This window comes from Capnocytophaga stomatis, from assembly GCF_002302635.1.
Lineage (GTDB): Bacteria > Bacteroidota > Bacteroidia > Flavobacteriales > Flavobacteriaceae > Capnocytophaga > Capnocytophaga stomatis.
Genome location: NZ_CP022387.1, coordinates 574,003 through 599,221 on the forward strand (window position 1 = coordinate 574,003; position 25,219 = coordinate 599,221).

At 37.4% G+C, this 25,219-nt stretch carries 13 protein-coding genes; 11 read left to right on the plus strand and 2 right to left on the minus strand.

The genetic code is table 11. From position 1 onward, the window contains the following. Positions 1–49 precede the first annotated feature (49 nt). On the minus strand, positions 50–634 hold the full coding sequence (locus CGC58_RS02565) for an acyl carrier protein phosphodiesterase (protein WP_095894987.1): 585 nt from the start codon (positions 632–634) through the stop codon (positions 50–52). An 81-nt stretch (positions 635–715) separates the two neighbouring features. Between CGC58_RS02565 and CGC58_RS02570 the strand changes: the two genes are divergently transcribed. From CGC58_RS02570 to CGC58_RS02585, 4 genes are all read left to right on the plus strand, one after another. After that, positions 716–2,257 carry a sulfatase gene (locus CGC58_RS02570; RefSeq protein ID WP_095894988.1) on the plus strand — a complete coding sequence of 514 codons (1,542 nt, stop codon included), beginning with the start codon at positions 716–718 and terminating at the stop codon, positions 2,255–2,257. Positions 2,258–2,273: 16 nt separating this feature from the next. Then, the gene (locus CGC58_RS02575) at positions 2,274–3,371 is read left to right on the plus strand and encodes an ATP-binding protein (protein ID WP_095894989.1); all 1,098 of its coding nucleotides are present in this window, start codon (positions 2,274–2,276) and stop codon (positions 3,369–3,371) included. Positions 3,372–3,449: 78 nt separating this feature from the next. Then, complete coding sequence (locus CGC58_RS02580) at positions 3,450–5,729, plus strand: DUF5682 family protein (protein ID WP_095894990.1); 2,280 nt, start codon at positions 3,450–3,452, stop codon at positions 5,727–5,729. A 44-nt stretch (positions 5,730–5,773) separates the two neighbouring features. Beyond that, positions 5,774–6,382, plus strand: coding sequence for a superoxide dismutase (locus tag CGC58_RS02585; RefSeq protein WP_095894991.1), 609 nt, complete (start codon positions 5,774–5,776; stop codon positions 6,380–6,382). Positions 6,383–6,461: 79 nt separating this feature from the next. Here the strand turns inward: CGC58_RS02585 and CGC58_RS02590 are convergent, their stop codons facing one another. Further along, positions 6,462–10,853 (minus strand): translocation/assembly module TamB domain-containing protein, encoded by a 4,392-nt coding sequence (locus CGC58_RS02590; protein ID WP_095894992.1) that lies wholly within the window; start codon positions 10,851–10,853, stop codon positions 6,462–6,464. A 582-nt stretch (positions 10,854–11,435) separates the two neighbouring features. Here CGC58_RS02590 and CGC58_RS02595 point away from each other — a divergent pair. The 7 genes from CGC58_RS02595 to CGC58_RS02625 all read left to right on the plus strand — a co-directional run bounded on the left by CGC58_RS02595 (position 11,436) and on the right by CGC58_RS02625 (position 25,210). After that, entirely contained in the window at positions 11,436–14,540 is a 3,105-nt protein-coding gene (locus tag CGC58_RS02595) for a SusC/RagA family TonB-linked outer membrane protein (protein ID WP_095894993.1), read from the plus strand. An 18-nt stretch (positions 14,541–14,558) separates the two neighbouring features. Further along, complete coding sequence (locus tag CGC58_RS02600) at positions 14,559–16,184, plus strand: SusD/RagB family nutrient-binding outer membrane lipoprotein (RefSeq protein ID WP_095894994.1); 1,626 nt, start codon at positions 14,559–14,561, stop codon at positions 16,182–16,184. A 21-nt stretch (positions 16,185–16,205) separates the two neighbouring features. After that, positions 16,206–17,303 carry an endo-beta-N-acetylglucosaminidase family protein gene (locus tag CGC58_RS02605; RefSeq protein WP_198540743.1) on the plus strand — a complete coding sequence of 366 codons (1,098 nt, stop codon included), beginning with the start codon at positions 16,206–16,208 and terminating at the stop codon, positions 17,301–17,303. Between the two features lie 21 nt (positions 17,304–17,324). Next, on the plus strand, positions 17,325–18,509 hold the full coding sequence (locus CGC58_RS02610; RefSeq protein ID WP_095897078.1) for a DUF1735 and LamG domain-containing protein: 1,185 nt from the start codon (positions 17,325–17,327) through the stop codon (positions 18,507–18,509). Positions 18,510–19,059: 550 nt separating this feature from the next. Next, a complete protein-coding gene (locus CGC58_RS02615) occupies positions 19,060–22,152 on the plus strand; it encodes a SusC/RagA family TonB-linked outer membrane protein (RefSeq protein ID WP_095894996.1) in 3,093 nt (1,030 codons plus the stop codon). An 18-nt stretch (positions 22,153–22,170) separates the two neighbouring features. Beyond that, positions 22,171–23,838 carry a SusD/RagB family nutrient-binding outer membrane lipoprotein gene (locus tag CGC58_RS02620; protein ID WP_095894997.1) on the plus strand — a complete coding sequence of 556 codons (1,668 nt, stop codon included), beginning with the start codon at positions 22,171–22,173 and terminating at the stop codon, positions 23,836–23,838. A gap of 10 nt (positions 23,839–23,848) precedes the next feature. Further along, positions 23,849–25,210, plus strand: coding sequence for a glycoside hydrolase family 18 protein (locus tag CGC58_RS02625; protein ID WP_095897079.1), 1,362 nt, complete (start codon positions 23,849–23,851; stop codon positions 25,208–25,210). Positions 25,211–25,219: the final 9 nt, after the last annotated feature.

Sequence of the window (25,219 nt, forward strand, 5' to 3'; positions counted from 1 at the left end):
AAGCCAAATTAGAATTTCAAAATTTTAGTTTGGCTTTTTTCAAGATTCTTTACTTATCTGTTAATAAAACATTGATTTCCTTAGAAATATCTGAAAAGAATTGAAAGAAATCCTGTTCAAAATCGGTTTCATTGTTTTGTAAGAATTGCGGAGCAAACTGCATTTTAGAGCGAAAATCGGTGCGTCTGTCCATTTGATAAAATATTTTTTCGATTCCTTGCACAGTTTGATAACTTTCCAACCAATTTTCCTTTATCATATAATAAATCAAATAATTAGCACGTTCGTTAAGCAGATGTTTGTGTTCTTGTAACAAAGCATAAAATTTCTGAACATATTCATTTAAAGGCATTTTTGAATATGTTTGCCAATTCTTAGCCAAAAAATAATCGTAAAAAATATCAACAATCACTCCTGAATAATGCCCAAACTCGGTAATTAATCGTTTTTTACTTCGTCTAAAAATGGGATGTTCATCTGTGAAAGTGTCTATTTTCCGATGGAGCAAAATTCCCTTTTGCATCATTTCCGGATAATCCAAATACTGTTTTCCTCGAACGGTATCGGCAATAAAGTTTCCTATCTTCAAAAGGTCATCATTTCCCGATAAATAAATGTGTGCTAAAAAGTTCAATTTCTCGAAGTTTGTATGGGCAAAATTAAATAAAAATGTATTTTTGCAAAACGAACACACAATTTTCATTAATTTTTTATTATGCTTCGGTTTTTCCTTCTATGTTTTATACTCGTTGGTTGTTCTTCCTTAAAGGAAAATCACGCACACAAACAGCAACCACCAAACATAATTCTTTTCATTGTGGATGATATGGGTTGGCAAGATACATCTGTACCTTTTGCTGAAGAAAAAACGCATTTCAACAGTACATACCAAACTCCAAATATGGAAAGATTAGCAAATCAAGGGATTAAGTTCACACAAGCGTACGCTACCCCCATTTGCTCGCCATCGAGGATTAGTCTTTTAACAGGAAGCAGTATGGCTCGCCATCGAGTAACTAACTGGACATTAGAGTATAACAAATCCACAGACGGAAAAGATGAAGAATTAGAATTCCCAAATTGGAATGTAAACGGGCTTGCCACAGAGCCTAACATCCCAAATACGTTTTACGCAACATCTCTTCCTGAAATTTTGCAACAAGCTAATTATCACACCATTCACGTGGGAAAAGCACATTTCGCTTCAATGGGAACTCCCGGTGCTGACCCGCTCAATGTAGGCTTTGACGTAAACGTCGCAGGACACGCCGCAGGCGGACTTCAATCGTATGAAGGAGAGGCTAATTTCGGAAATACCCCATACAAGTCAAGTTATTTTGCCGTACCTGGACTTCAAGAATTCTACGGAAAAGATATTTTCATAACAGAAGCTCTTACACAAAAGGCTTTAAAAATGTTGGACAAACGTCCCAAAAACAAACCCTTTTTTCTACATATGTCGCATTATGCCATTCACGTTCCCATTATGGGAGATAAGCGTTTTCTGCAAAAATATCTCGACAAAGGAATGCATCTTATTGAAGCTCAGTACGCCACTCTAATTGAAGGAATGGACAAAAGTCTCGGCGACATAATGGACTATTTGGAGAAAAATAAACTTGACAGAAACACAGTGATTATTTTTCTTTCTGATAATGGCGGATTAGACGCTTTGGGACGTGGGCTTTCTCCCAACAGTTGTAATGCTCCTTTATCCAGCGGAAAAGGAACGCTTCGCGAGGGAGGGATACGTATTCCTTTGATTATTTCATCTCATAATAAAAAAGTTAAGTCTAAAACTTTACACGAAAAAGTGATAATAGAAGACCTTTTCCCCACAATTTTGGAAATGGCACAACTGACCAATTACAAAACCATTCAAACCATTGACGGTAAAAGCCTATTACCTTTATTGTCAGGTAAAAAATCAAACTTTTTCAATGACAGAAGTCTGTTTTGGCACTTGCCCAATAAGTGGTTTGATACCAATATGGAACTCTCAATCGCCCCTTCAAGTGCCATTAGTAAAGGTGATTACAAACTAATTTACTACCATAACACACAGCAGAAAACTCTTTATAACTTAGCTGATGATATAGGAGAAAAGAATGATATTTCAGATAAAAATCCCGAAAAAGCACAAGAATTATCAAAAATTCTTTCGGATTACCTACGAAATGTAAATGCACAAATGCCAATAGATAAAAAAACAGGAAAACAAGTTCCTCTTCCTGATGAAAGTAACACAATAAATTAAAAAAACAATACAAAATATGTCAAATAATAAAGAAAATGCACTACGACTTCCTGCCGAACTGCTATACGCACACGAATTAGAAGCCCTCAAAGCAGAAGACAAAAACGAAGAAAAACCCTTTGGCTGGCAACTATCGCCCAAAGCTGTGCTCAAATTCATAGTCGGAGGAAAGGCAAACGGCGTTGATATAACTCCTAAGTACATTGGGCACAATCGCTTAGTTGAAATTGCTATCGCCACTTTGCTCACTGACCGCTCTCTTTTGCTTATCGGTGAACCCGGAACTGCCAAATCTTGGCTTTCCGAAAACCTTACTGCTGCCATTTGTGGTGACTCCAACAAAGTAATTCAAGGAACGGCAGGCACCAGTGAAGAACACATTCGTTATTCGTGGAATTATGCAATGTTGCTGGCAAATGGTCCTTCTAATGAAGCTCTTATTAAAAGCCCGATTTACAGAGCGATGGAAACAGGTTCCGTAGCCCGATTTGAAGAAATTTCACGATGTGCTTCAGAGGTTCAAGATGCCTTAATTTCAATTATGTCCGAAAAAACAATTGCAATTCCCGAACTCGGCAAAGAACTTTCTGCCCAACGCGGATTTTCCATTATTGCCACAGCAAATACACGCGACCGAGGCGTAAACGAAATGTCTTCTGCCTTAAAAAGACGCTTCAATATCATCGTGTTACCTTCTCCGGCAACGCTCGAAACCGAAGTATCCATCGTTACAAAACGTGTTGCGGAAATCTCTAACAATTATCAACTAAAAGCAAGTTTGCCAACTAACGAAGCTATTGAAAAAATTGTTACTATCTTCCGAGAATTGAGAAAAGGAATGACCTTGGATGAAAAACAAAAATTAAAATCTCCAAGTGGTGTTATCTCCACCGCAGAAGCTATATCACTCATCACCAACAGTATGGCTCTTGCCGGAAGTTTTGGAAGTGGTTCAGTAACAGATGAAGATTTAGCTTCAGGACTGCAAGGAGCTATCGTGAAAGATGAAGACAAAGACAAACTTGTTTGGAAAGAATATCTTGAAAATGTAATGAAAAAACGGGGTGCGTCGTGGCGAGAACTTTATAACCGATGTACAGAAATGAACGGGTAAAAACTGCTCTTTATTCAGAATTTTATATTTTTTAAAAGAAAATTATTTTCAATTGTAAATCATAATAAGTAATTCAATATGAATACTTTTGGAGTTCGCCATTTGTCGCCTGGAGCTTCTTTTCATCTTCTGAAATTTTTGGAAAAACACAAGCCAAAATGCATTTTGATTGAAGGTCCGTCCGATGCTACAAATCTAATCTCACATATTGCCGAAAAAGGTGTGAAACCGCCCATTGCGATGCTTGGTTACACTACAGAGTTGCCCATTGAAACTGTTTTGTATCCTTTTGCGAGTTATTCTCCCGAATATCAAGCCATTTGCTGGGGTGCAAAAAGAAAACTTGATGTGCGTTTTATTGACTTGCCTTCGGAAATTATGTTAAAACTCCGACAAGAACGCAATCAGGAAGAGGACAATGAAAAAATCGCAAATTATTATTCTTTTCACAACGGATTATACGACCAACTCGCCAAACGCTACGAAGAAACAGATTATGAAAGTTACTGGGAGAGAAACTTTGAACACAATTTAAATGAAGATATTTTTCGTCAGGGATTGGGCTATCAGTCTGAACAAATTCGGGAACTTGTCATAGAAAAAGAATATGAATCAGTTCCTTACGATTTCTCCTACAATCTGATTCGGGAATCTTATATGAAGCGAGAAATTGAAAAAGCACTAACTTCATACAAACCCGAAGAAGTTGTTGTGATTGTTGGGGCGTACCATCTGGCAGGTATCCATAGTGATTTGCCTGCTATGACTGATAATGAGCTTAAAAAGCTACCCCGAGCCACCTCCCAGCTTACTCTTATGCCCTACTCCTATTTGCGTTTGAGTAGCAGAACAGGCTACGGAGCAGGAAATAAAGCTCCGTATTACTTCGAGTTGATGTGGCAAGCTATGCAAAGTAATAATTTGCAGAATTTATCAGCTGTGTATCTTTCAAAAGTAGCGAAAGAACTCCGAGAAAAAGGTGACAATGCTTCGTCGGCGAGTGTTATCGAAGCTATCCGCTTGGCAAATGCCTTAACTGCAATGCGTGGAGGCACAATGCCTGTTCTGAAGGATTTACACGATGCTGTAACCACGTGCTTTGGTGGCGGAGAATTATCTCCTGTTGCGGAAGCCATTAATAAAGTGGATATTGGAACAGCTATCGGAAGTCTGCCAGAAGGTATTAGTCAAACACCAGTACAGGAGAATATGAATCAGGAACTAAAACGCCTGAAACTCACTCAGTACAAATCGGCTGTGGCTCAGGAATTAGCTCTTGACCTTCGTGAAAATCTGAAAGTAAAAACCAAAGAAGCTGCCTTTATTGACCTGAATCGTTCTATTTTCTTGCATCGTTTAAGAGTTTTAGGAATTCTTTTTGCGGAAGAACAAAGAACATCACAAGATAGTGCCACTTGGGCTGAAAAATGGATATTACAATGGTCTCCCGAAGTGGAAATCCAAATTGTGGAAGCTAACTTAAAAGGAGAAACCATTGAAATTGCAGCGGCTTTTCACTTAAAGGAATTGCTAAACGAATCTGATGATATATCAGTTGTAGCAACCATTGTCCGACAAGCGTGCGAATGCCATCTAACAAGCCTATTTGAAAATGCTCTTAGCACACTTCAGCGTTTACTTGTTGATTCAAACAGCTTTACGCAAATCGCAAATGCTGCACACGAATTGGCTGTACTGGTGCAATACGGTGACCTTCGGCAATTTGATTTGGAGCCTCTGAAACCTATTCTCCAACAACTGTTTTTGAGAGCTTCTCTTTTGCTTGTAGATGCCTCATCTTGTGATGATAAAGCCTCAACAAATGTACTACAAGCAATCAACACGATGGAATTTATTTCACAGCAACAATATGATTTGGTAGATGTTGAAACTTGGCAAAAAGAACTTTCACATCTTGCTTGGCGTGATGATTTGAATGCTCGGCTTTCAGGAGTTGCTTTCTCCATTTTGTTAGAACACAACTTAGCTTCGGAAGAAGATTGTGCCAAGGAAGTTTCCAGAAGGCTTTCTCCAGGAATTCCAGCCGATTTGGGAGCAAGTTGGTTCGAAGGGCTTTCGGGCAGAAATCGTTATGCTTTGCTTTCAAGAGTGTCGCTTTGGAAAGAACTTGACCTTTATGTACAACAATTGGATAATGATGAATTTCTCCGCTCGGTAGTATTTTTACGAAGAGCTTTTGCCGACTTTGAACCCAATCAGAAAAACAGCATTGCGGAACTTCTGGGCGACCTCTGGGGAACTGGTTCTGAAGCTACTGCCGAAGCTCTGCAAACCGAATTAACAGAAGATGAAACCTCAAAGCTGGATGAGTTAAACGACTTCGACTTTGATTTTTAATTTTTTTATCCTATATTTGTACTCTAACTTAAAAGATTAAGACTATGTCATTTACATTACCTAAATTACCGTATGCTTATGATGCTTTGGAGCCTCACATCGATGCTCGTACAATGGAAATCCATCACACCAAACATCATAACGCTTACACAACTAACTTAAACACAGCTATTTCCGGCACAAATTTGGAAGAAAAAACCATTGAAGAAATCCTTGAAAATTTGGATATGAACAATGGTGCGGTACGTAATAACGGAGGCGGTTTTTATAACCACAACCTATTTTGGGAAGTGATGTCTCCGGACGGAGGCGGAAAACCTACTGGGGATTTAGCTAAAGCCATTGACGAGAAATTCGGAAGTTTTGACGCTTTCAAGGAAGAATTTGCCAAAGCTGCGGCTACTCGTTTTGGTTCAGGATGGGCTTGGCTTTGTGTTCACAAAGGCGGAAAATTAGAAATTTGCTCTACTCCAAACCAAGACAATCCTTTGATGCCTAATACAGGATGCGAAGGAAGACCAATCCTTGGGTTGGACGTTTGGGAACACGCTTATTATCTGAATTATCAGAATCGTCGTCCTGATTACATTCAAGCATTTTTTAATGTAATTAATTGGGAAAAAGTAGCCGAATTATTCGCTAAACACAAATAATTCGAGAAATTATTATCAAAAAAGCTCAAAAATCTACCGATTTTTGAGCTTTTTTATTTTTCTGTTTTTTTTTCTTCTTTTAAGGCTTTTCTATGATTTTACCTCCTTTTCCAAAAACTTTGTGTATCAATTCTTTAAAGGTACTAAAATCAACCGAATAAGTAATACCCGCCCCTTGCGTGTAACCGATTCTGTCCAATAAATATTGTTGCCATTCGTTCTCTCTGAAGAAGAATTTCGCTGTTAAGTTTCCTGTTTCCGTCAAACGAAGTACAACTTCGGCGTTTCCTGCCACAGCCGTTCGAGTTACTCCACCAACAGGAATTCCTACCTTAGCATTTACCGAAGCCCATTCTGTAATCTGTGTAGAAAAAGTGAAGCCCAAACGGTCACTATTATTTATTTCTGAAGCACTGTCTATCGTTCCGGCTTCGTACGAAACCCCTAAATTTAGTTTATTGTCTTCATCTGAAAGTAGCTGATTGAAAAGCCCCGCAGCTGTTTCAAACAAGTTATGTGCAACCAAGCGATTATCCGTATTTCGCTCACTCATAAACGAACCTTGAGCCAATAACGAGAAAGCCTGCAATCGCTTACGGTCTTCATCTGCCATTCTGTAATTCAATTCGGAAACTAAACTCGGGTTACTATCCGGGAATGTGATATCAAATAGCGTTTCGGGTTGCATTAGTTCTCCTTCAAGTTTGATAATCACTTGTGTAGGAATTTTTCTGTTATATTGTGATGATTCCAACAACACTGACGGATTGGCATTCAAAGTATAAGCCGCTTTCAAATCACGCAAACTTGCCTTCAAAGGGTCACCACTCCAAGAAATAGAACCTCCGGGAAGAACTGTAAACCTTTTATCTATAATATTTTCAAATTTAAAATTGTAATAGCCTGAATATGTGATAAAGTCACCCCACATATTAAATTTTCCGTTGGTATTGATTTCAATAAGAAGCGTTCCTTCCCCACGACCAACAAGATTGCTACCTGTTTTCTTATCCATAATGATTTCAACCTCAGCGTTAGGCATCACATCCATATTGAACCTGAGTTCCAATCCTTTGACTGATTCCAAAGTGCGTTCTACCTTGATGTTTTTATTTCCCTTTTCAATAAAAGTTATGAATGAATCATCACCAACTCCTTCTGAATCAGGAAGCGGAATTTTAAACTGAGTGCCTTCCTCTGTTTTAGCATTTACCGATATAACAAGCTCATCTATAGCTCCTTTAACGGTAGCTTCTCCTTGTATGAATCCTGTTCCGTAGAAAAGTGCATCGTCTGTGTATTTCGTATTTAAAACCAAAAATCGCTTTCCTTGAGATTTCAGTGTTAAATCAAAAAACCAATCGGATAATTTATTATGACGTATGGAACCATCAAACAAAGCTTGGGTTTTGAAAGCTGTATCGGTAAGTGTCCAATTTTCAAGCTCAAAAGTTTGATTATTGACTTTTATCTTTGCATTATCCTGAAAATCAGCATTCAAATTCAAATACGTGATTCCCATTCCTCCTTTATGAATTGAAAGTTCTCCGTCCATTTTCGGATTTTCGATTTTCCCTTTTATATCAATCCCTCCTGAAAGCCAACCTCTTAAGTCGAATAAAATTCCTTCTGCAAACGGATTAAAAGGTGCTAAGTTAAAATCGTGAAATTTGGCTTTCAAATCCAATAAAGTTCCTTCTTTCCCGTCCAAATTTATTTTTCCTCCCATTTGGAAACCTCGCGTTTTTCCATTAACAAAATGAGCGGAAACATCGAAGGACGATAAATCATCATTCCCGAAAATGCTCGCTTCCAAATCACCATAATCGTATCCATTCAAACGAAAATACCGAATAAACAAATCAGATGACGGATAAAATAACTTACCTTTCTGAACCAGAGACAAATGCCCGTGCATCGTTCCCCTCAAATCCAACCCTTTCATTTCGGGCGTAATTTTTTCCAGCGAAACGTTATTAGCTACAATATGAATGTTTTTGTAATCGTTTTTGGTTACTATTCCACTCAAATTGATATGCTGATTGCGGTGAGCCATTCTGAAATTATCAATTTTGATAGTGTCAGCGGTACGATTGATGATAATTTTGTTTTGCTTATCAGAATTATCTCGATTGATAAACCAAGCACTTTCTTTGAAATTGAATAAGGATTTCTTCAATCCAATTATGGATTCTTGTTTTTCGTTAAGTGTATGATAGAAATTCAATTCGTAAACATCTTTCCCTGTGTCTCCTCCTTTGAATTCTGTTCGGAAGAAAAGCGTATCTTTAATTGTTGCGTTGATTAAGTTAAAATCACTTATGGTGTACATTCCCAAATCCACTTTTTCTACCTCGAAGAAGGCATTGTAAAGCGGATTTTTATTATCAATTCGCAAATCAACATTATCTATCTGATAATCATATGCATTAATATCAGGAGATTTTAATTGCATTTTAAAACTTCCTTCATCGGCAACTATTTTCCCTTTCAATATTGTATTTTTACCGATTTTGACTTTAGGAACAAAAACCTCAATTATCTTGTTATATATGTTAAAATTAAAATCAATATACTGATTTTCAGTTATTTTATAAGGCTTATAATGTGCGTAAATACTTCCAAAGGCATTCTGCAGAATTTTTTTAGCTTCTGCCATTTTGAATTTCCCTTCTACTTTTCCGCTGATAATATCGGGTGAATTGATAGTGATTTTCTTTACTCCTTCCTTTGAAATTGTGGAAGTTACCTCAAAATCATCAAAAGAAAATACATCGGCAGAATTGGTATATTGTGCATTTTTAAAGCTTATCGTACCAACAATATCATCCAAATTATTTCCCTGAATATCAAAGACAATGCTTCCCTTCAGCTTTGAAATTGAATCCGATTCCATAAACTTGAGAGCGTGCAAATCTGCTACGTCAATATTGGCTTGAAAATCAAATTTTGAATTATTCTTTGAAAAGTCCGCCAGACCACTAAAATTCATCTTCAGATTTATGTCATTGGCAGAAATTCTTCCGTTAAAAACCTTGTTTTTGAACTCTCCATCAACTGAAATATTTTTATAATCATATCCATTGTAATGAAATGATTCTGCTTTTCCGTATGCTTGCATTTTTAAAGAAGCCAAGTCAAATCCGCTTCCTTTTACAGTCATATGTGCGGTTAATTTACCAAAAGAACGGTCTGCAAGCAAAGCCCCGAAATCAAGCCCTTGCGTTGCTACCGTTCCCTTGTATATCATATCGTTAATATTTTCCAAATTGTCGAGCATTCCGTCAAGAGATGCATTTCCTTTGTTGGAACGTAATTCCAAATTTGCCTCCAAAGCCGAAGTTGTGTATAAAAGGTCACCGTGAACCGAAAACATTTCCAGACGCTGCACTTCAGATGGGATATTTTGCCCCAATTGCACAGGCATTAACGTCGCCAAATCATTGTAAATGGACTCCAAATAAACATCTTTTCCCTTTACAATAATTTTTTTCTGGTCATCAAGCAAATTTTTGAAATTAAAATTACCTTCGATAATGGTATTCTGATAAGCGATTTCGCCTTCAGATACTTTGAGGTCATTCAAAACCCCTTGAATTGATAAATTTTTAATATTCAGAGTTTTACCCACTCCAAATGCATTGTAAAAAGTATTCAAATCCGTAGTTTCCAAACTTGCTTTTGAAATCTTGGCATCAAAAAGAACCCTATTTTCAAAATCATCGAAACCATCTTCAGTAGGAAACAATTTTACATATCCTTCGAGTGATGATTTATCAGTTTCAAAAACTAAATTATCAACACTCATAAGTGAATCTGTGAAAGCAAAATTTGTTTCTAAGTTTTTCACATACAGATTTTTATCATACACAAAATTGGCTTTTTGAACATCAAAAAACACCTCCGAATCAAGAACTTTAAAATCTTTCAGGTTGATATTCAAATTTTCTACCTTAATAATAGAAGGGTCTTCTTTATTTTCGTCTGAAATGTAACAATTGCTATTTGTCAGATTAACGGACTTGGCTTTCATTATAAAGCCCCCAGAGCTTGGCTTACCCGAATCGAACTTGGAAACAAAGACATCCAAATTGGAAATTGTGTCTCCCTTATGAGTTTTCATATTGAAAATCAATCCATCAGCTTCAACCTTTCCAAAGTACAAATTCCCTTCTGTAAGTTGCCTGAAATTCAAAATGGAAGTCTGCAACTCTTTCGCGGCGATTAAAGTATCTTTTTTGAAATCGTTGATTAGCAATTGTTTTACGGCTACATTTCCGTTAATTTTTAAATGTACTTTTTCTATTTGTATATCTACATCGTAGTCTTTATTAAGCCAATTTACTACCTTTTTAGCTATAAACGTCTGAGTTACAGGTAAAGCCAAAAGCACAGCAATTACTCCCAAAATTAGGAGAGTAATCCATATAAATCGAAATAATATTTTACCAAATCTTTTGATTCTGAGCATCAAAAATTTCTTTTATCAATTATGTGTTAGAGACCGCAAATTTAGATTTATTCTTTAACAGGTACAAGTTTTTTTTTAAGTATTTGCAAATCTATTGATTAAGTTTTGAAATTTTTAAACCTTACAAGAAATTTGAATCCTCAGATGTAGAATACATTTAAGTTGTTATCGTCAAAAAGTCACAGAACTTTGGTTTTATTGACACATTTCTGGAAGAATAATAAAAATTCACTTCAATTCAAGATTTTGTTCTTTAATAAATTTTAAAATTTGTAAATCAGATATTTAGAACTTTTATGAATAAAAAAACAACAAAAAATAATGTAACAAATCATTTTCATAAAAGTTGATCCTTTTCCAGCTTATTAGTAAACAGAAAGACTCAAAAATATACAAGCGAAAAATTGGTTTTTAACTTTATATTTCGTACATTTGTGCTCCTTAATTTTTAAGGGTATAACAAAAAAACATCTAAAAAACTCAAAAATCACAAAAAAATACAACTAAAAAATATATTTAACAAAGAAATACGCAAAACAAAAACACAAAAAAACAAAGAATTATTAATTTAAAGACGTAGATATGATAAACTTATTAAGAAAATCTGGACGTACAGGTACGAGATGGATTTTGCTTGCGTTGCTTACACAAGGTTTTTGGACAGTCTCTGCCTCTGAAAAAATTGAGGCTACATCCACAAACATTCTTGTTCAACAGCAAACAAAAAAAGTCAGCGGTACTGTAGCCGATGCTTCTGGTGTTCCTCTACCAGGAGTTAGTGTTTTGGTAAAAGGCACAAGCGTTGGGGTGGCTACTGACTTCGATGGTAACTTTGAAATTAATGTTCCTGAGGACAAAACTGATTTGGTGTTCTCATACATCGGGTTCAAGGAACAAACTGTTAAAGTTACCAAATCGCAATCAGGTTTGAAAATTGTTCTGCAAGAAGAAGTTATGGAACTTGAAGGTACCGTGGTTACAGCCTTGGGTATCAAACGACAAGAAAAAGCCCTGAGCTACAACGTACAACAAGTAAAATCAGAAGAGCTTACTCGTGTAAAAGATGCTAACTTCGTAAACAGCCTTAACGGTAAAGTTGCTGGGGTTAATATCCAAAAGAGTTCTTCCGGGGTTGGAGGACAAACTAAAGTGGTAATGCGAGGAGCAAAATCTATTTTGGGGGGAAACAACGTTCTTTACGTAATTGATGGTGTTCCTATGGGAGAAAACACTAACAGAGAGCGTGGTGACCAAAGATTTGGAACGCCTGCTTCTTCAGAAGGAATTGCGGACTTCAACTCTGAAGATATCGAAAGTATTTCCGTGCTTACAGGTCCTTCGGCAGCAGCGTTGTATGGTGCTGCGGCTGCTAATGGTGTTATCTTGATTAACACTAAAAAAGGGAAAGAAGGAAAAATGAAAGTAAATCTTTCTTCTTCAGTGGAGTTTTCAAACCCACTTATTTTACCTGAATTCCAAAATACGTACGGAACGAGTGATTCATTCTTTTCTTGGGGAAATAAATTAGATACTCCTTCTTCTCTTGACCCTAAGAAATTTTTCAATGTAGGAACAACTTATAACAATGCATTGAATTTTTCTGTAGGAAATAAGCAAAATCAAACTTTTGTTTCTGCTTCTTCCATCACTTCGGAAGGTATCGTTTCTAACAACCAATACAGAAGACACAATGTGCTTATCCGTAACACGTCATCTTTCTTGGATGATAAGTTAGAATTGGATGTATCGGCAAGCTATGTTCGTCAATTTGAGAAGAATATGATTTCATTTGGAGAATATTTCAACCCAATAGTAGGTGTTTATTTATTCCCAAGAGGAGAAAACTTTGAATGGATGAAATCATTTGAATTGTACGATATAGAAAAAGGGTACAACGCTATCCAGAATCGTATCCCCGGAGATTTAGGAAAAGACGTTCAAAATCCTTATTGGATAATGTACAGAAATATTCGTCCAAAAGTAAGAGACCGTTATATGTTCTCAGGGCAGTTGAAGTACAACATCTTGAAAAACTTGAACATAGCCGGGCGTGTACGTTTGGATAATACGTATTCAAAATCAGAAGACAAACGATATGCAGGTACTTTGGGAGCTTTTGCGAAAGAAAAAGGACGATACGCATATTCACAAGGAACATTCAAGCAAAAATATGCAGACTTGATTATGAATTATAACACAAGTTTTGCAGATGATTTCAACTTGGTTGTGAACGCAGGTACTTCATTTGAGGATTATGACAATAAAGGCAAATCATACAGAGGTGAAATAAAACACATTGCCAACAAGTTCTTTATTGCTAACACTGATACAAGTACAGCGGTAGTTTCTGATGAAGGAGGAAACGACAGACGTAGAAATATTGCAGTTTTTGCATCTGCAGAATTAGGATGGAAATCAGCTCTTTACTTAACTCTTACAGGGCGTAATGACTGGGCTTCTCAGTTGGTAAACAGTGACGAAGAAAGCATATTCTATCCATCAGTAGGGGTTTCTGCTGTTATTACGGAGTTATTATCTCCCGAGACAAAAAACAAGTTATACCCATATTTAGGCTTTGCTAAGGTAAGAGCTTCATTTACAGAGGTAGGTTCTCCTATCAGCGTGACAGGAATTACTCCGGGAACAATTACCAAAAAAATTGAAGGAGGAAGCATAAAGGCAAATGATTTTTATCCATTAACAGCACCTTTAAAAGCTGAAAGAACTCGCTCTTATGAAGTAGGTATCAGCACAAAATGGTTGAAAAACAGACTTTCTTTAGATGTAACAGCCTACAAATCTAACACTTACAATCAGTTGTTGTTGGCCGGATTACCAAAAAGTTCTGGATATCAAACAATGTATGTTCAAGCAGGGAATGTGGAAAACAAAGGTTTGGAAATTGCCTTAGGATACAATCAGGAAGTGACAGATTTCAACTTTGGTACGAACGTCACTGCTACAGCAAACCAAAACAAGATTATCCGATTGGCTTCAGGAATTCCTAACCCGTTTGATGCTTCTTCTCCGATTGATATAACGGAAATGACCGTAGGTAATTTCTATTTAAGAGAAGGAGGTAGCATAGGAGATATTTATGCAAACGATTGGATTAAAAGAGACCAATACGGATTGGTTGATATTTCAAGCGGAACAATTGCTACTGAGGCAACTGAGCCTTATATGTTAGGGTCTGTAAATCCTGATTGGTTATTAGGATGGCAAGGAAACTTAGGATACAAAAATCTATCTTTAAATTTCTTGTTCAAAGCCAGATTAGGCGGAGTTGTAGTATCAAAAACTCAACAAGCTTTGGATTACTACGGGGTTTCAAAAGCAAGTGCCGATGCACGTGATTTAGGATATGCTCAATTAGGAAGCTTCAAAGTAGATCCAAGAGCTTACTACAATGCAATCAACACATTAGATGCTTATTATACTTATTCGGCTACGAATGTTCGTCTGCAAGAAGTGAGCCTTACATACAGTTTCCCTAAACAAGCATTGGGCAAAACATTCTCTGATTTGAGTATCTCATTGATAGGGAATAACTTATGGATGATTTATAACAAAGCCCCTTTCGATCCTGAATTGGCTTCAACTACAGGTACATTTGGTCAAGGATATGATTATTTTATGCTTCCAAGTTTAAGAAGCTACGGATTAAGTATAAAAATGGGATTTTAATTTAATAAAAGTAGAAAAATGAAAAAAATAATATTCGCATCTTTACTGCTTTCGGCTGCAGTTGGGTGTACATCTGATTTTGAGGAAATAAACACAAACGTTTATGGAGTTACAAAATCTGATGAGGCAAAAGACGGTATTTCATACGGAGCTCCTTTTGTGAAAATGCAACAATTGGTAATTCCTATAGGACCTCCTGAGGCAACCACCGGACCGGGTAATGCCCTACAAAATACCGATTTGATTTCATCAGGAAACTACATTGGTTATTTCGGAAATAACAACAACTGGGGATTCAGAATAGAACCTTCTTGGAACTTTGAAAAAGGCAGGATGAACTACGCATACGAGAATTTTTATTCTAATTTCTTCCAACAATGGGTTGAAGTAAAAAAAGCCCTTGGCGATTCGGAGGATTTGCGTGATAAACAGATAGTTGCATTAGCAGATATCTTAAAAGTAACTGCTTGGCTTAGAGCTACTGACGTTTTTGGTCCTATACCTTACACTTCGGCAGGAAACGGCGATATCAAACCTAAATTAGACAGCCAAAAAGAGGTTTATTATGCAATGCTTTCCGATTTGGAAAAGTCATTGGCAGTTATTAGCTCAGGCGGAAATATCCTTTCTTCTTATGACAATGTATATAACGGAGATTTATCAAAATGGGCGAAGTTTGCTAATTCTTTGATGTTGCGAATCGCTGTCAGAATGCATTTTAATGACCCACAAAAAGCCTCTGAATACGTGGCAAAAGCACTTACAGGAGGTGTAATGGCAGATGTTTCGGATGAGGCAAAAATGGGAAGCACAAGCAAAATGAAGTTATTAAACCCAATGATGGCTTCGGTAGAGGAATATGCTGAAACTCGTATGGGATTCACCATATGGTACTACTTAGCTGTATATGATGACCCTCGAATTGAAAAATATTTCACAAAAGGCGAATACAACGGAAGAGAGAGTTACTACGCCGTTGTTCCTACATCAGACAGAGCTAAACAAACAGGAGAAAATACAGCTGAATTTGCCTCTAAACCCAAAATTAACGAAAGTACGCCTGTTTACTGGATGCGTGCTTCCGAAATCCTATTCTTAAAAGCAGAAGCAGCTTTATATAGCTTAGGAGGATTAACTCCGACACAAGCTAAAGATTTTTACGAAGAGGGAGTGAAAATGTCGTTTGCAGAAAACGGGCTTCCTCTTGCTGATGCAGAAGCGTACTTGCAGAAAGAAGCTAAACATCAAGCCATTCCTGGAAATTGGTATGTTAGCTATACAGCAGATATTTCTGAAAACAACGTTTCTCCTAACTGGGAACACCGTTCAGGAAGTCGTACATTACAGGAACAACAGCTTCAAAAAATCATCACTCAGAAGTATTTGGCTATGTATCCTAACGCTGTGGAGGCTTGGACAGAGTACCGAAGAACAGGTTATCCGCTTATATTAAAATACAAAGACACAGACGCTCCTGCCAGAATTAACTGCCCTGATTGCTTTACCCCTGAGCGTTTCAAATATTCAGAAGATGAATACCTGAAAAACCCGAATTTAGCGGAATTGCCGTCGCTTTTGGGAGGAGAAGACCAAGGAGGAACAAAACTATGGTGGGTACGTCCTAACAGACCACAACAACGATAAAAGTTTAATAAAAAAAAAGTAATGATGAAACTACATAAAATAATTTTAGGAACACTTGTTACGGCGGTTTCTGCGGTAGGTTGCCAGAAATGGACAGAAACCGAGCGTATTACCTTTGACAATCAAAACGTGGATAAGGTAGTACACCTGATGGAAGCCGAAACAGAGGAGGACTTAAATCCTCACGTAAGAGAATATTACAAAAAAATCCGTGAGGAATACCGAAACAAACCCCGCGTGAAGGGATTTGGTTGGTTCGGGAATTGGTCAGGTAAGGGAGATAATCCTCAGAATTACCTACGAGCATTGCCTGATAGTGTTGATTTCGTGTCTCTTTGGGGAACACGAGGGGCTCTTTCCAGTGAACAGAAAAAAGACCTCAAATTCTTCCAAGACGTAAAAGGAGGAAAAGCCCTTTTGTGTTGGATTGTAGAAGACCTTGGTGGTCCATTAACTCCCGTTGGTAAAGAAAGAATGCAATATTGGGTAAATGAAAAAGGTGGAGGAAATTTCAATGAAGGAGTAAGAGCCTATGCAAATGCGATTGCTGACACTATTGAAAAATACAATCTTGATGGATTTGATATTGACTATGAGCCAGGATATGGGCACTATGGAGATTTAGCAAATGATGACACCATTGAAGGAGATCACCCAATGCAGATATTTATTGAGACACTTAGTGGCAGGCTTCGTCCGAAAGGAAGAATGCTTGTAATGGATGGAGAGCCTTATCTTCTTTCAACAGAGACTTCCAAACTAATTGACCATTACATCTATCAGGCATATTGGGAGTCAGGAACAAATTCCGTAATAAGAAAAATTACAATGCCTCATTTGGTTGACTGGGAAAGGAAAACCATCATTACTGTTGAGTTTGAGCAGGGTTGGAGAACGGGAGGCATCAGGTATTATTACAGTACCCATCCTGAAATCCAAAAAATTAGGGAAGGGAAACAAATTTTGGACTATTCCGTAATGGACTTGCCAAGCGGAAAACGTATAGGCGGTATCGGAACGTACCATATGGAGTACGATTATGCTAACAAACCAGAGTACAAATGGTTACGCAAGGCTTTGTATTACGGGAATCAAAAATATCCAGGTAATTTTCAATAATATTTAAAAATGAATTTACGTATGAAAAAAATAATATGGTGCCTCGGGCTACTGATGATTTCATCGTGCCAAGAAGAATTATACGAGGACGAAACAAAAAAATTCTTGACCGCTCAGGCTGTTTATTTGGAAACCAATGACCCTGTGCTTAAATATTCGTTAAAAGAGGCTCATTCTGAGGAGGTTGCTATATCGGTTCGTGCTGTAACGCCTTTGGATAGAGAGACAAGCATTTCCGTAATGGCTGCCGATAAGGCTCAGTTAGACAAGTATAACAGTAAAAACAATACGGAGTATACGCTTCTCCCAACTTCTATGTATTCTGTTTCAAATCAGGTTACAATGAAAAAAGGAGAGCTTGTAGGAAAAATCATTCTCAAAATTAATCAGGTTAATTTTGGAGATAAAGAAGCTTATGCTCTTCCTGTGAAAATCACATCAGGGAATCCTGCTTCGGTTCAAGGGCGTGATAATGCTATATTGATTATAGAAAAGGAATTGGAGCCGATTGTAACCAAAGTGTACCGTATGGGCGGATATGAAGCGAGCGTTTCCAATGCTTTTGGAGGTTCAGACATTTCAGTAGAGCAATGGACTTTGGAAGCAATGGTTAATCGTTCGAGATACAACGCTGCCAATCGCTCAATAGGCGGAACCAAGAGTGCTGACGGTAATCCTAAAAATGAGATATTTACCCGATTTGGGGACGTAACCATTGATCCTAATCAATTGCAGATAAAAACGGGAGCTTCGCAGATAGACATACCCAAAGATAAGTTTGCCGCAAAACCTGATGAATGGTACTCTTTGGCGTTTACCTACGACGGAAAAACAACACGAGTTTTCGTAAATGGAGAAGAGGTTGCCGCAAGGGAAATCCGTGACGGAGCATACACCCTCAACGGACTTTGGATAGGTGGAGCAAATGAACTGATAAGAGAGGTACGCTTCTGGAAAAGAGCCGTTCCAGCCAAAGAATTGAAGGAAAATTATTGGAAAGTGCTTGACCCCAAAAAAGCAGAAGGATTGTTGTTCTACTATCCGCTAAATGGTAAAAAATACGACCACGATACGGGCGAAATTACCGAAGATGAAAGCAAAATATGGGATTGGTCACCTACAAAAGCTCATATGAATAGACCTCAGAGCTCAAGATTTGATGATAATGGGGGGCAAAACTATATTTTCTATCCTCCTAAAAAATAATTAACTTTTTGTCAAGAGTTTAAAGCTACTGCAAACTTGATTTGGTTTGTAGTAGCTTTTTCTTTTTTATCTCTTTAGATATTTTATTTCACCAAAATACAATTGAAAGATTTATATTTTTCTACAAATCAATAAGTTTGTTTTTTGAAGATTTTTTCAAATTGGCAGAAAACCTAAAAAGGTTAAAAAATATTTATATGTATTTATGTTTGACAAAAATCATTAAGACATCTTTAACCATTTATTTAACAAATTATAATTCAAATAATTAAAACTGATATACAAGAAAAATATAGAATATTTTGATTGTTAATAATATCTTTTGAAATTAGTAATAATAAAATTTTCTCATAAAAATTTAAAAAAATATATATAAAAGATTGTTTTTTATTTTTAGATGCCGTACATTTGTTATCATATTTTTTTTAAGGGTTTCACAAAAAAAACAAAGAAAATCGCCTTGGAGTTAAAAACACAAATCTAAAAACCAAACAAAACTAACAATAATTCAAAACTTTAACAATAAAATTATTAATTTAAAGACGTAGATATGATAAACTTATTAAGAAAATCTGGACGTGCAGGTACGAGATGGATTTTGCTTGCGTTGCTTACACAAGGTTTTTGGACAGTCTCTGCCTCTGAAAAAATTGAGGCTACATCCACAGACATTCTTGTTCAACAGCAAACAAAAAAAGTCAGCGGTACCGTAACTGATGCTTCTGGTGTTCCTCTACCGGGAGTTAGTGTTTTGGTAAAAGGTACAAGCGTTGGAGTAGCTACCGACTTCGATGGTAACTTTGAAATCAATGTTCCTGAGGACAAAACCGACTTGGTGTTCTCATACATCGGGTTCAAAGAGCAAACTATCAAAGTTAGCAAATCACAATCAGGTTTGAAAATTGTTTTGCAAGAGGAAGTTATGGAACTTGAAGGTACTGTGGTTACAGCCTTGGGTATCAAACGACAAGAAAAAGCCCTGAGCTACAACGTACAACAAGTAAAATCAGATGACCTTACTAAGGTAAAAGAAACCAACATCGTAAATAGCCTTAACGGTAAGGTTGCCGGGGTAAACATCCAACGAAGCTCTTCAGGAGTTGGAGGTGCAACCAAAGTAGTAATGCGTGGTTTGAAATCATTGGACGGAAACAATGGGGTGCTTTACGTGATTGATGGGGTGCCTATGTTTAACAGACAAAAAGACGGAGCTGGTGCATTCGGTCGTCCTGCCGGAGGTGAAAGTATTGCCGACCTGAATCCGGAAGATGTTGAAAGTATCAACGTTCTTACAGGTCCTTCAGCGGCTGCCTTGTACGGTAGTGAAGCGGCAAACGGAGTTATCCTAATCAACACCAAAAAAGGTAAAGAAGGTAAGATGGAAGTAAATCTTTCAAGCAGTGTTGAACTTGTAACTCCAACTCTTCTGCCTGATTTACAAGACACTTACGGCAGTGTTGGACAAAAAAGCTGGGGTGCTAAGCTTGATGCCCCATCGGGTTACAATCCTGCGAAATTCTTCAATACGGGAACAAATATAACCAATGCAGTAACACTTTCTACAGGTACAAAACAAAATCAAACATTTGTTTCGATGGCACAAACCAATAGCGGTGGAGTTATCCCAAATAATGATTACTATCGTTACAATGTGAATGTAAGAAATACATCTTCTTTCTTAAATGACAAATTACATTTGGACGTTAGCGGAAGTTTCATACGTCAAGGAAATCGTAATATGATTTCAGGAGGTGGATATTTCAACCCTCTTGTGGCTCTTTATCTTATGCCAAGAAGTGTTGACTATCGTGATGTAGAAATTTACGAACGTTACAATGCTGAGCGTGGTATTTATGAAAAATATCAGCCATATCCTGAACAAGTAGGAAGCTACTTTTCTGAAAACCCTTATTGGGTAGTTAACCGAGAGCTATTCTTGTTTAACAAAAAACGTTATATGATGTCTGCATCATTAAAATATGATATTTTGGACTGGTTGAACATCACAGGACGTGTTCGTTTGGACAATGACTATGGCGTTAACGAAGAGAAATTCTATGCAAGTACAACTAACTTCTTGGTGGGTTGGGCTACTGAATTAGGTCCGCACAACAAAGGTAGATACTCAATCAACAACTCAAAAGATGAGCAAACCTATGCGGATATTATGTTAAATGCGAATAAGAGCTTTGGTGAGGATTTCAGCCTAACTGCCAACTTAGGAGCAAGTTACAATGACCGTTATAGCACCAGCGTTGGAGGTAGTGGAATTCTTATAAACGTTCCGAACCTTTTCTCAGCAGCGAATTTTGCATCACAACATTCCGGCGTGGGACAATCATACGGGCGTAATAAAAACGTAGCTATTTTTGCCAGTGCGGAGTTAGGATATAAAGGTATGCTTTACCTTTCATTAACAGGACGTAACGACTGGTCTTCACAGTTAGTCAATTCAAAAGAGCCTTCTTTCTTCTATCCATCAGTGGGGCTTTCAGGTGTGATTACAGAAATGACAAAACTTCCTGATTTTGTGGATTACCTTAAAGTCAGAGGTTCTTACACCGAAGTAGGGTCACCTATCAGCAAAACCGGTCTTACTCCCGGAACCATCACACATAGCTTGAATTCAAGTGGTTTAATTGCTAACAGAGTTTATCCTTATCCGGAATTTAAAGCTGAAAGAACTCGCTCTTTGGAATTTGGTTTGAATGGTAAATTTTTCAACAATTCACTTTCTCTTGATTTAACACTTTATAAATCAAATACATTTAACCAATTCTTTGAACAAGAATTATCAGCTTCGTCTGCTTATTCAAAATTCTATTTACAAGCAGGAAATGTTGAAAACAGAGGAGTTGAGTTGGCTTTAGGATTCAATAAAGAATTAGCGAAAGACTTTAACTGGAGTACTTCTTTAACATACTCTCGTAACGTTAACGAAATTAAAGAGTTAGTTCGTGGATATAAAAATCCTTTTACAGGAGAAATTTTCGACATCAAAGAGGTTAGAAAAGGCGGTTCCATCTTAAGAGAAGGTGGCAGTATGGCAGATATCGTAGTAAAAGGAGTTTTACTTCGTGATGTAAATGGTGATTTGATAGAAGAAGCTGCTCAATTCAAATTTGATACCACGCAAGAAATCAGATTAGGACGCTCAACACCTGATTTCCAATTAGGATGGAAACATTCGTTTGCATACAAAGGTTTTGACCTTAACGTACTGTTTAACGGTAGCTTCGGTGGTGTTGTTTTATCAGGAACACAACCATATTTAGATGCTTACGGAGTTTCCAAAATATCTGCTGATGCTCGTGATGCAGGTGGAGTTTGGGTAAATGGCAAGCAGTATGATACAGAAAAATACTACAATACCATACAAAACTTACCTGGCTACTACTCATACGATGCAACCAGCGTTCGTTTGCAAGAGGCTTCTCTTAACTATACTTTAGACGGAAAAGTAATCTCTGACAAAATAAAACGCATAACTTTTGGTATAATCGGTACGAATCTTTGGATGATTTACAACAAAGCTCCGTTTGACCCACAACTTACTTTTGGTGTAGGAACTTATGCTTCAACAGAGTTATTTATGACACCTGCGATGAAAACCTACGGAGCAAGTCTAAAAATTCAATTCTAATTTTAAAACGATACAAAAATGAAGATAGTACATAAAAATATTTTCTTGGCTGGATTGGCTATCGTGATGTCCACATCGTGTATCAAGGACTTTGAAGATGTCAATACAAATCAGCTGTACCCTACTGACGAACAAGCTGAAAAAGATGGTTTATCATCAGGAGGTTTATTCCCTAACCTTATGCAAAGACCTATTCCTACGGGAACAGGGGTAAATCCTGCAAATGATTACCAAGTGGTTCAAAATATGTCAACCGATAACTGGGTTGGGTATTTTTCGCCCGGACGTAATCACTGGGATAGCGGAAGAAACCAAACAAGCTATTATGTTAGTGATGGTAGAGCTAATGGAACATTTAACACCTTGATAGGTACTTTAATGAACCAGTTTTTCCGAATAAAAACGGCTTTGCATACAGTAGAGGTTGTGGACGGAAAACTCATTTTCAAAGAAAAAGATGAGCTTTCAAAAACAGCATATGCAGTTGCTCAGATTACCAAAATAATGGGAATACACAGAGCTACAGACCTTTTCGGACCTATCCCATACACGGATATGGAGCCGGGTAAACAACAAGCTAAATACGATTCGCAAGAAACTGTTTATCGCACTTTCTTAGCAGAATTGGACGCTGCCGTATCTCAACTTACTTCATACGGGGTTAATAATAAAATATTGGAAGAGTATGATCCTGTTTATCAAGGAAGTGTTGCTAAATGGGTAAAACTTGGAAATTCATTAATGCTCCGTTTGGCAATGCGTGTTCGTTATGCTGATGAAGCTTTAGCTAAAACTTACATCACAAAAGCAACCAGTCACTCTGGCGGGCTTATACAGCTTGTTGATGAATCAGCGAAACTTGCTTCCAATGGTAAATATATCCTGAACAACTCATTAGTTACAATGAAAGGATACGGAGAGTTAAAAATGGGTGCTACTATTTACTCTTATCTAAAAGGATATGATGACCCTCGTATTGAAAAATATTTCACCAAAGGAAAATCAACTTCGGAAGAAGATTTGTCAGACGATTATTACGCTGTTCGTTCAGGAATTGACCCAACTACAGGAACAGGAAAATATCAAAATTACTCTGAACCTACGGTAATCCTTGATACGCCAACCTATTGGTTGAGAGCCTCGGAAGTGTATTTCCTTTTGGCTGAGGCTGCTTTAGCAGAATATATTTCTGGTAGTGCCGAAGGTTTTTACAAAAAAGGAGTTCAAGTATCATTTGAAGAAAACGGACTTTCTGTATCAGAAGCTGATAAATACCTCGCTTCATCTGGTGTACCAACTTTTTATAACGACCCAAAAGACGCTAATTATAATGCTTTTCCTGTAAGCACTATTGACAAAAAATGGGACGAGGCAGCATCTAACGAAGAAAAACTTGAGCGTATCATCACTCAAAAATATCTTGCTATATATCCTAATGGTTTTGAAGCTTGGAGTGAATGGCGCAGAACAGGATATCCGCGTATGTTTAAAGTGCCTTTCAATTTAACCAACAAAGGAGCAAGAGATGTAACGGATAACGGAAAAGATTACGGGGTACGTCGTTTTCCTTTTCCTCAAAATGAATTTGAAAATAATAATGCCAACGTAAGTGCTGCCAGAGCCTTATTAGGAGGAGCTGATAATGCGGCAACTAATGTGTGGTGGGATAAAAAGTCAAAACAGTAAATTTAAAGATATGAAAAGATACATAACTATCGTTGCAGCGTCATTAGCATTAGTGGCTTGCGAGAAATGGACTGAAGCAGAATCGAATGCCGATAAGTTTGAAGAAGTGGCATTGGCTGATTTGCGTGAAAAACGAGACAATGCCAAGTGGCAGAAAGAAGCCGAAATAAGTGCAGAATCAAAAGAAATTATGGAGGCTTATTGGGCACAACTTCGTGAGTACAAGCGACGTGCTTGGCTTAATGGAGGAGATGAAGTAGGGCAAAAACCAATGTTCTATATGTGGTACGGCAGTGGTAGATGGCAGGCTACGCCTGGCATCGCTTCATCGTGGTTGCAAGCCATTCCAGACTCCGTGGCGTGTATTTCGCTTTGGGGAGGCTTCGGAAAAAGACCCGGAGAAATCCCTGATAATATGAAAAAAGATCTTGAAATTTTTCATAAAAAAGGGAGTGCTGTGCTTTTGTGTTGGCAAACTGGGGCGGTAGGTCAGGGACTTCCGGGTGACCCTGTTGAAAACACAGGAGGATGGACGGATTTTCGCAAAAAATATCCTTTTGCTACCGAATACGAAAGATGGTCTCAAATCTATGCCCGTGAACTGGCTCGTTTTATCATTGCTTGTGATTTTGATGGATATGACATTGACTGGGAGTTGACTTGCGGAGATCACGGTAAAGTAGAAAAAGAGGGACATAATTTATATGTTAAGGATAATAACTATGAAAATATTTCCAATTTTGTAAAGGAAATAGGAAAATATTTTGGACCTGTCGGTGAGAATTTTTATGTAAAAACCCAAGCTGAAAGAGAAGCTAACCTGAAAGCCTTATTTGAGTCAAGCACAGAGGGCTTTCATCCAAATGAAAGAGTTTTTATTGATGAGTTTAAACCGCACTTGCCCAAAAATTATTTAACCAAACGTTATTATTTATGTGCTGACCTTCCTTGTGGTTGGAATCCCGAAGTGTTTAACACTGACCAAGAGTTCAAAAAATATTTTGATAAACACTTTATGCAAGATTACGGAACAGTTGGTGTGGGTGGACACATCAAGCAGTTAGGAGGAGAATTTTATAATTCAACAAGTTTGGATATTCAAACTAAAAGACATACGCCTGGGTTTCAACATTTTTATGAAAAAGGTAGAGCCATCTACAATAAAGAAATTTGGGGATTTGGTTTCTATCACGGGGAGTTGGATTATGATAGCACACATAAAACTTCTGAAATAAAGAATTATTTACAACAGATAGGCGGGACGCGAAATTATCATAATCACGCAATTCTTCGGGAGATTATCCGAATTGCTGATCCTCGCGAGTCATACGCAAACTATGTGGAGTCTGAACCATTAATTGTAATACCTTAAACTTTTAAA

Excerpts from the sequence above, each read along its gene's own strand:
- CGC58_RS02570 (WP_095894988.1), top strand. The coding sequence starts at position 716 with ATGCTTCGGTTTTTCCTTCTATGTTTTATACTCGTTGGTTGTTCTTCC.
- CGC58_RS02575 (WP_095894989.1), top strand. The coding sequence starts at position 2,274 with ATGTCAAATAATAAAGAAAATGCACTACGACTTCCTGCCGAACTGCTA.
- CGC58_RS02580 (WP_095894990.1), top strand. The coding sequence starts at position 3,450 with ATGAATACTTTTGGAGTTCGCCATTTGTCGCCTGGAGCTTCTTTTCAT.
- CGC58_RS02585 (WP_095894991.1), top strand. The coding sequence starts at position 5,774 with ATGTCATTTACATTACCTAAATTACCGTATGCTTATGATGCTTTGGAG.
- CGC58_RS02590 (WP_095894992.1), bottom strand. The coding sequence starts at position 10,853 with ATGCTCAGAATCAAAAGATTTGGTAAAATATTATTTCGATTTATATGG.
- CGC58_RS02595 (WP_095894993.1), top strand. The coding sequence starts at position 11,436 with ATGATAAACTTATTAAGAAAATCTGGACGTACAGGTACGAGATGGATT.
- CGC58_RS02600 (WP_095894994.1), top strand. The coding sequence starts at position 14,559 with ATGAAAAAAATAATATTCGCATCTTTACTGCTTTCGGCTGCAGTTGGG.
- CGC58_RS02605 (WP_198540743.1), top strand. The coding sequence starts at position 16,206 with ATGATGAAACTACATAAAATAATTTTAGGAACACTTGTTACGGCGGTT.
- CGC58_RS02610 (WP_095897078.1), top strand. The coding sequence starts at position 17,325 with ATGAAAAAAATAATATGGTGCCTCGGGCTACTGATGATTTCATCGTGC.
- CGC58_RS02615 (WP_095894996.1), top strand. The coding sequence starts at position 19,060 with ATGATAAACTTATTAAGAAAATCTGGACGTGCAGGTACGAGATGGATT.
- CGC58_RS02620 (WP_095894997.1), top strand. The coding sequence starts at position 22,171 with ATGAAGATAGTACATAAAAATATTTTCTTGGCTGGATTGGCTATCGTG.
- CGC58_RS02625 (WP_095897079.1), top strand. The coding sequence starts at position 23,849 with ATGAAAAGATACATAACTATCGTTGCAGCGTCATTAGCATTAGTGGCT.